Genomic DNA, 11,222 nt, shown 5'->3' with positions numbered 1-11,222 from the left:
TCATATGTGGGATGACCGTTTCGGCTGGTCTGGTGAAATCCCAACCTCATTCCCCGGCCTGAACCCCGTAGCGTTGCAACGCATCACACCAGGGTCAGGCCTGAATTACTCCGACTCGATCACCCCCTCACGCAACTGGCTGCGCGTCGTTGGCGGCGCCAATGACGGATACGTTCAGGGCAAATGGGGCTATCAAATGGGCCTCAACACGGTTAACCCGGCCACGGACAAGGGCGGCTTCAAGCTGGCGAACTTCGCCGGCCTGTGGCCGTCCTCCGGGAAGCTGCTGGTCGGACTGTGGACTCGACAGAATTACGTCATGGCCCACAGCCCACTCATGTCCACCCGCGGCAGCAACCCGCTGGTGTACCTGGCCACCTATGCCTCCGGCCGCCTACGACACCAGGTGTACAACGCCGCCGGAACAGCAATCCTCGACCAAGCCGAAGATACCCCCTGGGTCCAGACGCTTGAATGGCAATTCGTTGGCCAGCTGCTAGACATGGACGCCAAAACCAGCCAGCTGTTCTCCGTCAACCAGAGCACCAAAGCCACCTGGCTAGGCCCAGTGCGTTCCTTCACCGGAACACCCAACCCAGCCAGCACCGCAGACCTAGACATCTACGCGCTACCCTCCGGCGCAGTCTGGACTACCGGAGTATTCGATGAAGCAGTCGTAGCCCATCCCAGCGCAAGCTTCGACCTAGCCGCATTCACCGACGCCATGTCCCTAGGCCTCTGGGCTGACGGGCAGCTCAACGCCAACAGGACAAACTTCACGCTCACCGAAATTGGCATCACCGCCAACGGCGACCGCGAACTGTCCACCGGCGCAGAACGCGTCTCCTGGGCCACCCTGCCAGTCGTGGACGGAGCACCAGCAGGATCAACCCCCTACTGGTCAAACGACAACGGCGCATCCTGGCAAACCGGCGCGCAGCTACCCGCCGCATTTACCGGACTCCTCCGCTGGACCGTGCCCATCGGCAACGGGCAAACCTTCTCCGGCTTCAACGTCGAAGAACCAGCAGAGCCAGCACCAACGCTGAACCCCATCCCGAACCAAACCCTGGAACAGGGCGGAATACTCAACATCCCGCTGGTCTACAGCAACCAGGGCGCACCAACCTGGACCATCGTCGCACCAAGAATCACCGTCGCAACGATCGCCAGCAGCACCCTCACCCTGGCCGCAGGATTCGAAGTCGGAACCGGCGAAATCAGCATCACCCTCACCGACGAAATTGGGCGGCAAATCACCCGCACATTCATCGTCAACGTCACCGCACGACAATGGGAGGACACACCACCGCCAAGATACCCACACGCCCCAGTGATCCTATGGAACGACGACACCCCCGAAGCCGGAATCATCGACGCCCTCTCAGCGATCATCACCAACGAAGTCAACGGCGAACAAAAATTCGAGCTACAAATCCCGGCCAACCACAAACACGCCCCACTACTCGAAGCCGAACGCCGCATCACCGTCGCAGATGAAACCTACTGGATTCGACGCATCACCAAAGCACGCGCCGGCCGACGAATCCTCCTGGACGTCTACGCCGAAGCCCGATTCTACGAACTCGCCACCAAAGGCCAAATCAACGCCCAAGAATTCCAGCAAGTCACCGCAGGCGACGTCATGACAAAAGCGCTCGCCGGTACGGGGTGGGTTGTTGGAATTGCGAATGTGACAACGTTGCGCACGTGGGGAACGGAAGACACTAACCCATTGGCGTTGCTGCGTGAGGTGCAGAAGAATCATGGAGGAGATCTGCTGTTCGACAACGCCAACCGCCGTGTGTCTTTGGTGGCTTCTAGTGGCCGTGATCAGGGTATCGGCTTTTTCCAGGGCAAGGGGCTGACCGATAGCAAGAGCGTCGTGGACACGACGAGCTTGGTAACCAGGATTTACGCGAAGAACGCCGATGGGCTGACTATCGCGGCGATCAACGGTGGGAAGCCGTACGTAGAGGATTTCTCTTTTACCTCTGAGGTGAAAGAAGCGGTCTACGACTTCAAGTCGGGCACATCGCCGTACACGATGCTCGCCATGACGCAGGCGACGCTGGCGAAGCGCTCCCGGCCTGAACGCTCGTATGAGGTGACAGTCAGTGACTTTAGCGCCCAGACGGATTCTGATCTGGATCGCTTCGACGCTGGCGATTATGTGACCGTCGTTGATGAAGAGGTTGGGATTTCCAGCCGGCAGCGGATCGTCAAGCTCGAATATGACGTGATCCGGCCGTGGACCTCGAAAATCACCTTGTCCGCGAAACTGCGCGAGCTGGGATCTTCTGAGACCACGGACGCCGGCGTGCTTGATACCGGGGCCGGGGTTGGCACCTTTGACTTGGTGCCATTCAACCTTCTGCTGAACGCCAGGTTCGATAACGATCTGGCGCACTGGGCACACTTCGGGGCTGCAGTGGTAGCAGGGAACGGAACCGGGGATAAGGCCGTGAGATTCAGCGGTTCCGGAGAGCGGTGGATCGAGCAGACCGTGAATCCAGATAATCGAGATGCGTACGCCTTTTCGATGAATCTGGAATCGCAGGGTCCCGCGGGATGGGCTCCAAACGTCACGGTTCAAGCGGTAGTCACTTACGAAGACGGCACCAGCGAAACGATCGATCTTGAACTTTCCTAGGGGGCCTGAATGCAAGGTGTCTTGCGAGTCAGTAAAAGACCAGCATTGATCAAACTCCGCACGACAGTCAAGGGACTGCCAAGCGGCGCCACTGTCGATATCACGGACTTGATGTTGCAGCCCGGCGCCGCGGTCTCCGGCTGGCTACCGCATACCACTGAGCTTCCCTGGTCAGCTGGTGTTGTTCCTCCGGAAGGGAGCGATCAAGTGAATGACAGGATCGACATGTTGCAAGATCAGATCGATCAGCAGCAGGAGCATCTGAACAAGATCATGGCACCAGCGCAGGTCTGGCGAGGCGATTCCTCCGGGAACAATGCCTACATCAGCACGCTCTGGGACCCGGACTACGGGTGGATCTCGTGGATTGATGTGGGAGCGCTGCCCGGCACCGGTGACATTGGGTTCTGGTTCCCGTTTGAAGACTCAACCGCCACCGGGTCTAGGCCATTTGCCTGGACGCTCGATGTCCTGTTGCAGGACGTCGTTGGTCTTACCGGTGTGCGGCCCCGGGTGGATTACATGAATGGGTCAACGGTAGCGGGGTCTAACGCACAGCTGACTTTGACGGCTTGGCCTGATTGGTCTTACAAGGTGGAGCACGATTTCATCTTGCCGGCCAATCAGGCAGCGCGCCCTGCATTCTTGATACTGGGAAAAACCAGTGGAGCATCGGGGCGCATTGGGCTCACCCGTCCAAAGCTTGGCACTAGATCGGAGGTGAGCCAGTAGTGGCGCTTGATTTACCTGTGTTGGCTACGCCGTACCCGTCGCTTTACCCGATCTACAACCTGAGCAGCTTTCTTGCCCCTGGCATTGTCACGACGGCGACAGGTGGCGCGTTCTCTTGCTGGGGGCAGATCACCCCGAACACGGTTATGGTGTCCATTCGTGTGAACCCTTCGGGGATCGTAGACGAATCAACCGGAAATATCCTGATTGGGCTTCCCGATGAATTCAAGCCTGTGGTGAACACTCCAGATTCGGCATTGCAGGGAATTTTCTTGATGACGGACGGCAGAATCTGGAAGCGCTCATATGCCCAAACCGGCTGGTACCTCGCTGACCGAACCGAAGTATCCTGCATGTTCACGGCACCTAGAAGGGCGTAGTTGTGATTACCTTACCGATTCTGAACACACGGTTTCCTGCCGCGAATCCACTGTATGACCTGCGCGGATATTTACGTCCGGGCATCGTTGGGTTGGGTGGTTCGACGGGGTGTTGGGCGCAGGTCACCGAGAACCTGATCATCGTTTCGCTACGAGTCAACCCGTCCGGTACGCAGATCATTGACGGGAATATCCTTTACGGTCTACCCGAGGACTTGTGGCCGTCCGTGAACACGCCAGACACAGCCCAACAGCAGCTTTTCCTCATGGCTGACGGGCGCGTGTGGTTACGGTCATCGGCGGACTGGAAGCTTCAAGACCGCACCGAAGTGAACGCAATCTTCATCGCACCACGGAGGGCATGACTTGTCTAGCATTTATGACTTCCCGAAAGTCGATTCGCCGTATCCCGATAAAACAACCTGGTACGACCTATCGAGCTTGACCGTGAACGGGTGGGCAGGAGATGGGCGCACCTTCGTTTTCCTTGCCAAAGTTGAAGATAACCAAGTGAGCTTCTACCTTCGCACGCGCCGAGGTACTAGCAATGTCATTATTGACGATTTGCCCACCGAGCTACGACCGCCGTTCCAAATGGTGTTCAACGCGTACCTCGCGATTAGTGAATCTGGGTATGCGTGCCTGATCACCCCAGAAGGACGCTTGCAAATCTGGGTATCCGGCAATGACTACTCGCGAGTAGCTGACGGTAATCTACTGAACTTCGTAGCCGAATCAACCTACGCAAGGAGGGCATGATGTCAATTGACCTTCCTGTAACTCAGGCTCAGCCCTACCGAGACAAATCGCCTTGGTATGACGTTTCCTCATACCTCCGGGCAGGGCTTACACCGTTTCGTGATGGGTCGGTGGCCGCGGCGCTAGATGGGAATTTCGTCCACTACTCATTCATGATTGCCGTGGACCGGTCGAATCCGAGCCTCTCCGTGAACTATCTAATGAATGCGATTCACCCGTCATTGCGTGTCGCTTCCCAGCAGGCAACAACCGGCTGGTTCAGCCTCACTGCTCAAACGGGCGGCCTAGATACCCCGTACCGTGTGGAGCTATCACCGTCAGGGTGGATAGCAATGCCACGCTTCCCGGCAATGGGTGTCAAAGTTGGGGATTTCAACCTTGTGTCCATGTCGATGATTGCGCCCAGGGCAGCACCCTAGAGCGTTGAGGGGGGCCACTGAATGCGGTTACAGCAGCCGATTCATGTTGACAAGCCGGTGCAGTCCATCAAGCTCCGGATCAGCGCTATTGACGTTCCCCTGTCCGCCGCGGTGCTAGTCACCGACATTCAGCTGCAGTCCGGTGAGCAAGCAAGCGGCGTGGTGCCGAACCCGGCTGAGGTGGGAACGACACCAACGCGTGAGCAGTACCGCAACGGCGTCATCAACCCCGGGCTGAAAGTCGTGGCCTTATCCAACGCCGGTAAAGCCACGCCAGTCACCATGCAAGTCAGAGGGCAAGGCCCGGTAAAGGTCGGGTCCTACCGCTTCGGACCGTTGAACGGGCAAGCAACCGCGGACGGTGTAAAGCACACCGCAAGCCATGGGTACGGGCTCGTACCTATCGTCACCGAACGACAAGACCTGAATCTAGACACTGAGATTACCGCCCGGGCGCACCTGCGACTGGGCTGGATCGAAAGGGAATGATGAGCGAACACGTGTGGGCCTGGGTTGGCCTGTCCTGGACAGAACGAATCCGCATGGCGCTAAACCATTATGGGGATCGCATCACCGACATCAGCATTTTCGGTTGGCGTGTCAACGCTGAAGGCACCCTCACACAAACCTTCGACCCCGTACTTCTGGACGTGTACCGGGCGAAATGGCCACACATCCGCTGGTGGGGTTGCTTCCGAAACATGGAAGACCTCATAGACGGACCGTTCGCGATCTTTGAAGCGCTGCGCAACAGCTCCACCGCACGAAACCATCTGGCCGATGAAGTGCAATCTAAGATGTTCGAAATGTTCCCGTGGCTGTACGGCGTGGATCTCGACATGGAATCCGGAGGCGACTTCCGCTCGGCCGAGTCCGAAGAGGTGTTCCGAGTCGTGGCAAACCGTGCACACTCACTGGGCAAGAAAGCATCCGGCGCCCTGCCGGCACTCACCGCCACCGGATCTGTAGGTGGCGAAAACTGGGTCAGGTACAAGCAGCTGGGCGAAATCCTCGACCACATGAGCATCATGTCCTACGACTTCGCCTGGTCAGGAAGCGCACCCGGCCCAGTAAGCCCCGGATTCTGGCTTGAAGAGGTCTACGACTGGGCCACCTCACAAGTAGACCCAGCCAAGATCAGCATGGGCCTACCGCTCTACGCCTACTTCTGGTCCATCCACGACTACCCATCAAGCTGGGGTGCCACACGCCGCGGCGTCTCCGGAACCTACTACAGCGCCTGGCAATACTTCACCGGTGCCCGGGCCTGGTCCGACACCGGAACCCACCACCCCATCGGCTGGATCTGCTACCGCGACGAATCCAGCAAATCACTCTGGGGATTCCTCGACGTCTACGACTGGAAAGAGCCCACCCAATGGGACAACGCCGTGGGCGTGTACTCCGGAGTCTTCGCGAACCGCAACTACGCGGTCCGCTACGGCCAACCCGCCGGCACCCCACAATGGAGCATCGCTGACAACTCAGTAGGAACCACCTATGCCGAATACCTGATGCGTCCAGACCCAGTCACCGCATCCAACGGTGACCTGGTCTCACCCAAACGTGGATACTCCCTCACCATGGAAGTCATCCAGCGCGACCCGGTAGCGGCAACGATCATCGATGACTACGCCACCAGCCAGCAGCAGCTGAACACGATCTACACGCAACCAGCCGGCACCTGGCAGTTCTCGCAGATCACCGAATCCTACAAGCAGTATCGAGGAAGCGGAACTCTCCGGTTCAACCACGACTTCGGAAACCAACGCCTGTATGCGATGGCAAGATTCCAATTCGCCACCGCCGGCCGATTCAGCATCACCTCGCAAGGCATCACAGCAGACCTCACCAACACTGGCCAGCTGCGACTCATGCGAGGAACCACTGTACTGGCCAGCAAACAAGTCGGAGCTCAACGAGTTGGCGGAGCACCGCAAGTTGGCCGGTGCGTCCTCGCGCTACGCGTGCGCGACGGATCAGCCCGAGTCTACTTCTCCAACGCCGAAACGACCGTGCCCCTGCAGCTCGAAGCACAGACCACCCCACCAGGTGGCCCCACCGAGTACGGCAGCACCGGCACCGCCTGGATCGATCACACCTACCTAGGCGACGCCTGGTGGTACATGCCCCGCGAAGCCCTCGAAGTAGAGATCAACGGGCAAACAGAAATCTTCGGACGCATCCCACGCACCGACGTCACCTGGAACAGCAAAAATCAGTTCAGGCCCAACACCGACGTGGACGAACCAGAGACCCGCGAAACAGGCATCAGCCTGGACTGGGTCTACACCCACTGGAAAGACATCCCCATCAGCACCGGAGTCAACACCCCCGTAAGAGTACGAATCCTGGACCACGACCTATGGCTAGGCCGCATCCACGTACTCGACCGAGACGGAGCCTCCATCGTCTACCTGACCGACGCCACCACCATCACCCACTGGCGAGCCCGAGCACACTTCGATTGGGGAATGGCCGGCATCGCCATGTGGAGCCTGGGGCAAGAAGATTTGAGAATTTGGGAAGCATTCCAAGGCGGAAGGCTCCCACCCGAAACACGAAGAATGGACGAATAATGCCAGCTTGGATTCCTCCCGTCCTCGGCTTCGCAGGCGTACTAATCGGAGTCGTCGCCTCCATGATCGGCTCACGAATCACCGCCCGCAAACACAAGAGCGATCTCCAAATGGCCCTGGTAGACCAGCTACAAGAAGAACGAGACCGACTCGACACAAAGCTCGAAAAACAAGAATCACGCCACGCAGACGACGTAGACAAACTCAACAAAAGAATCACCGGATTCTACGCCGACAAACACAAATCCCGCCTATACATCGCCAGCCTAGAAAACCACATCAACCTCGGAAAACAACCCCCACCACCAGACCCACCCGCAGGATACGTCCCCTAAGCCCCACCCACGGGGCTTTTTTTCATGCCCAAAAGAGGAACACCAATGGCAACACCAGCCGAATTCATAAAAACCCTCAAAAACCACACAGGCACCAAATACACCTGGGGCGGAAAAACACCACACACCGGCTTCGACTGCTCCGGCCTAATCCATTACGCGCTCGCCGAGGTCGGAGTGAAGTTCGTGCACGGATCGCTTCGACAGCTGCAGGAATGCGAACCGATCAGCGTCGCCCAGGCCCTTCGAACTCCCGGCGCTCTGCTGTGGTTCCAGGGCCACGATGCGATCAGCCTAGGCGACGGCAAGACGATCGAAGCAGTCACTAGCCCCGCAAACGGGGTGGGTACGTATCCGCACGGAAACCGATTTACCAAGGCCGGACTAATCCCCGGCATCACCTACGAAGAAGGGAACACCATGGGCATGATCAGTCCCACGAAGGGCACCGTGTCATCCGAATGGTCCAAGAACCGAAAACATCCGGTGACTGGCAAAGTGACCAGCCATGCTGGAATCGACATCGCCGCCCCGACTGGAACCGACGTTGTGGCAGCATTTGGCGGCGTCGTGGAAGAGATCCGCACGGACTCTTACCCAGGGGACAAGCGGCTCTGGAAAGGGTTGAAGTCCGGCAACTTTGTCCGGATCCGCAACACCGACAATGCGCGGCAGTGGTACGGGCACCTGTCCAAAGTGTCTGTGAAAAAAGGCGAGCAAGTAACCGCCGGCCAGAAAATCGGAGAGGTGGGTGCGACCGGTGTTGTCACTGGCGCACACCTGCATTTTGAAACTTGGTCCAACAGCAGCGTTGGAAGCAACTTCAACCCGCGGGTCCTGTTCGACCGATACGACGTGGACCCGGGCAGCGCGCCAGCCTCCGTGATCGTCAAGCCTTCAGGAAAGCCGAGCACATCCAAGCAGCCGACGAACTACACGAAACTGGCCGTCGATGGAAAGTTCGGGGCCAAGACTATCGAGGCGTTGCAGATTGTACTTCGGGCAATCGACAAGTACGACGGCCTAGTAGACGGTAAAGCCGGTGCTCTGACCTGGAAGGCCGTTCAGAGCTGGCTCAGCGGCATGGACTACTACGACCGGGCCATTGACGGTAAAGCAGGCGCTTACACCATCCAGGCGTTGCAGCGGTTCCTACGCAAGAAGGGTCTGTATCCGACCGGCTACCGCATCGACGGCGCTTTCGGACCGGTCACCGTCAAAGCGTTGCAGAAGTACCTCAATTCTCAGCGCGGCTAAGCCGTCGCGTTGCTTCTAATAAACCCCTACCAAGAAAGGCTGACTCATGGCAAAGCATGAAGCAGTAACCACCCAGAGCGCGCACCCGTGGCGCGCCACTGTCCGTACTATCTTCGCCGCGGTGATCGCCCTGGCCGCTCTCGCACCGCTGATCTACTCCTCAGCTGCGCAGCAGTCCCCAGAGCTGGCCACCGGCGCCGTGGGTGGCGTGCTGGTCGCCGCGGGTGCAATCACCCGCATTATGGCGATCCCCGGCGTGGAGGCGTTCCTGCAGCGCTTTCTCCCGTTCTTGTCGGCGGCGCAGCGTGATGATCCGCTGGTGACGGTCAAGGATGTGCAGGTGATGACCGGCACTGAAGTCCAGGAGATTTCCAAAGACCTGCAAGACCGCGCACGGAGCGCCAAACGCGCAGAGGGTACTCAGCCGGTTGTATCGGACGATAACCCGTCCGTCGCTGACCAGGTGCACTACACCGGAGAGTAACCAGTGTGCCGATTAGGCATAACCAAAAGTATCTGCATCTGAAACTTTCGGTGCAGGTGATAAAGCAACCTCGGAGGCCAGATGCCAACGAGGTTTTTTCATGCCCTGTGTCAGATTGACGCCGGGCTTTTCTACGCCCAAGCAAGGGCAGAAATGGAGCCAATACCATGGCTGATCTTCCTTACAAGGCATCCGAAGTGAGCGGATACGTAACCAAGCAGACTGTGGTCAACTTGCAGCGTTGGCTGAAGAAGGTTGGGTACTACGCACAGGGCCGCTCTGTTGATGGATCATGGGGCTACTGGACTACTCTAGGTGTTCAGCAGTACCTGCGCACCAAGTACCTGCCGGGTTATCCCAAGACTCGTTGCTACGCCGGAGCGCTGGATGGAGACTTTGGAACCATGACAAAGAGTGCCATGGGTGATGCCGTTTGGTATGTGATCGGCGCACGTCCGGGAAGCACTATGGGCGGCTATTGTGCCGGCGGTTCATGCACTATCAGCTGGCCGCATGTTGAAGTGGTTAAGTGCTGGCAGTATTTCCTCAACAACAACGCTAAGTAAGTAAAATCCCCCTCGCTGAAAACGCGAGGGGGATTTTCTCATTTAAGAGATGTCCGCAGAGTCTTCGGTGTCATCGGCGTTTTCGCAGCCGTACGAACCTGAAATCTTCCCGTTCTCAGTTGTGAATGTTGTTTTGAAACTTTTTTGATCATCGTTGATCAGAGCACAAGAAATTGTGGTGCCTGGGATCTGCAACTCAGACTCAGACCATTGGTTTCCTTCGATCCTGCCAACAACCTCATTTTCTGAAGGCATGGACCATTCGAGGATCTTCGCCCATTCGCCTTCCTTGCCGGGATCAACTTTTGGCAACATGACAACATGCCCGACTTTGTACGCGCCCCGGAACCGCTGGGAATCCTTTTCGTTGTATTCATCCCACTCAGCATATTTCTCCACTGCTAGAGCCTTTAGGGATTCAGAGGCTCCGTCGAATTCGATTCCAGTATCTTTTGGAACGTGAGTCGATGCAGGGCTAGGTGTTGCCGATGGCTCGGAACTTGCGATTTCGGGTGCGTTGGACGCTGCCGTTGGGCTTGGCGAAGGTTCTGCCGACTGATTGACTGCCGTGCACCCAGTTACTGCGAGAGCGGCCAGCAGAGCGCCGGCGGTGATAATGGTCTTCTTCACTGACTTCCTCCATTTGGTCTAGAAAGAGTATACGGGTCGAAATTATTCTTCGTTCCGCGGTTCCTTGCGTGGCCGGCCGCCGCGACCCGGGCGCGCGGCGTTCCATGCATCGATGGTTTCGGGGAGCCAACCCCGGGTTATGCGCGGCTCCTTGCCGATGATCGCGTCCGGTGCTGGCAGGCGCCCGTCATCCGAGTAGGTCTTAGCTGTGGTTGGCGAGATCCCAACACGCTCAGCTACACCGTTGAGTGATAGGTATCGTGTGGTCATTCTTTCCTCTCTTTGAGTGCTCGGATGAGCAGGCTAGCGCCGATGAGTAGGGCGCCGAGGCCTAACAGTAGTTTGGCTAGTGGTGCGACTGGCAGGAAAAATACGATTACGCCGATCGCTACGAGGATTATTCCGGTCTTGTCCATGTTGTGTCATAG

General features: G+C 57.8%; 13 protein-coding genes. 11 read left to right on the top strand and 2 right to left on the bottom strand.

Annotation, left to right across the window (positions count from 1 at the left end):
• Positions 1 to 4: 4 nt before the first annotated feature.
• The 11 genes from ACIOWL_RS02475 to ACIOWL_RS02425 all read left to right on the top strand — a co-directional run bounded on the left by ACIOWL_RS02475 (position 5) and on the right by ACIOWL_RS02425 (position 10,164).
• Positions 5 to 2,653 carry a phage tail spike protein gene (locus ACIOWL_RS02475; protein WP_400381256.1) on the top strand — a complete coding sequence of 883 codons (2,649 nt, stop codon included), beginning with the start codon at positions 5 to 7 and terminating at the stop codon, positions 2,651 to 2,653.
• 225 nt (positions 2,654 to 2,878) lie between these two features.
• On the top strand, positions 2,879 to 3,385 hold the full coding sequence (locus ACIOWL_RS02470) for a hypothetical protein (protein WP_400381254.1): 507 nt from the start codon (positions 2,879 to 2,881) through the stop codon (positions 3,383 to 3,385).
• The gene (locus ACIOWL_RS02465) at positions 3,385 to 3,765 is read left to right on the top strand and encodes a hypothetical protein (RefSeq protein WP_400381253.1); all 381 of its coding nucleotides are present in this window, start codon (positions 3,385 to 3,387) and stop codon (positions 3,763 to 3,765) included. Before ACIOWL_RS02470 ends, ACIOWL_RS02465 begins: the two co-directional genes overlap by 1 nt.
• A gap of 2 nt (positions 3,766 to 3,767) precedes the next feature.
• Complete coding sequence (locus ACIOWL_RS02460; RefSeq protein WP_400381251.1) at positions 3,768 to 4,130, top strand: hypothetical protein; 363 nt, start codon at positions 3,768 to 3,770, stop codon at positions 4,128 to 4,130.
• Position 4,131: 1 nt separating this feature from the next.
• Positions 4,132 to 4,524, top strand: a complete 393-nt coding sequence (locus tag ACIOWL_RS02455; RefSeq protein ID WP_400381249.1) for a hypothetical protein — start codon at positions 4,132 to 4,134, stop codon at positions 4,522 to 4,524.
• Positions 4,525 to 4,964: 440 nt separating this feature from the next.
• The gene (locus ACIOWL_RS02450) at positions 4,965 to 5,432 is read left to right on the top strand and encodes a hypothetical protein (RefSeq protein ID WP_400381246.1); all 468 of its coding nucleotides are present in this window, start codon (positions 4,965 to 4,967) and stop codon (positions 5,430 to 5,432) included.
• Complete coding sequence (locus ACIOWL_RS02445; protein ID WP_400381244.1) at positions 5,432 to 7,522, top strand: glycosyl hydrolase family 18 protein; 2,091 nt, start codon at positions 5,432 to 5,434, stop codon at positions 7,520 to 7,522. The genes ACIOWL_RS02450 and ACIOWL_RS02445 overlap by 1 nt, the downstream gene beginning before the upstream one ends.
• Positions 7,522 to 7,857, top strand: a complete 336-nt coding sequence (locus ACIOWL_RS02440) for a hypothetical protein (RefSeq protein ID WP_400381242.1) — start codon at positions 7,522 to 7,524, stop codon at positions 7,855 to 7,857. The genes ACIOWL_RS02445 and ACIOWL_RS02440 overlap by 1 nt, the downstream gene beginning before the upstream one ends.
• 45 nt (positions 7,858 to 7,902) lie before the next feature.
• Positions 7,903 to 9,114, top strand: coding sequence for a peptidoglycan DD-metalloendopeptidase family protein (locus tag ACIOWL_RS02435; RefSeq protein ID WP_400381240.1), 1,212 nt, complete (start codon positions 7,903 to 7,905; stop codon positions 9,112 to 9,114).
• Between the two features lie 46 nt (positions 9,115 to 9,160).
• The gene (locus ACIOWL_RS02430) at positions 9,161 to 9,598 is read left to right on the top strand and encodes a hypothetical protein (protein ID WP_400381238.1); all 438 of its coding nucleotides are present in this window, start codon (positions 9,161 to 9,163) and stop codon (positions 9,596 to 9,598) included.
• A 167-nt stretch (positions 9,599 to 9,765) separates the two neighbouring features.
• The gene (locus ACIOWL_RS02425; RefSeq protein ID WP_400381237.1) at positions 9,766 to 10,164 is read left to right on the top strand and encodes a hypothetical protein; all 399 of its coding nucleotides are present in this window, start codon (positions 9,766 to 9,768) and stop codon (positions 10,162 to 10,164) included.
• 42 nt (positions 10,165 to 10,206) lie between these two features.
• On the opposite strand, the gene ACIOWL_RS02420 is transcribed toward ACIOWL_RS02425, so the two are convergent.
• Together ACIOWL_RS02420 and ACIOWL_RS02415 are read right to left on the bottom strand one after the other, a co-directional pair.
• On the bottom strand, positions 10,207 to 10,794 hold the full coding sequence (locus tag ACIOWL_RS02420; RefSeq protein WP_400381235.1) for a hypothetical protein: 588 nt from the start codon (positions 10,792 to 10,794) through the stop codon (positions 10,207 to 10,209).
• A gap of 42 nt (positions 10,795 to 10,836) precedes the next feature.
• A complete protein-coding gene (locus ACIOWL_RS02415) occupies positions 10,837 to 11,064 on the bottom strand; it encodes a helix-turn-helix transcriptional regulator (protein WP_400381233.1) in 228 nt (75 codons plus the stop codon).
• Positions 11,065 to 11,222 lie beyond the last annotated feature (158 nt).

The sequence above is a fragment of the Glutamicibacter sp. NPDC087344 genome (genome assembly GCF_044744225.1).
GTDB lineage: Bacteria > Actinomycetota > Actinomycetes > Actinomycetales > Micrococcaceae > Glutamicibacter.
The sequence above is the reverse complement of the archived record's forward strand: the minus strand, read 5'-3'. Positions and strand labels throughout refer to the sequence as shown.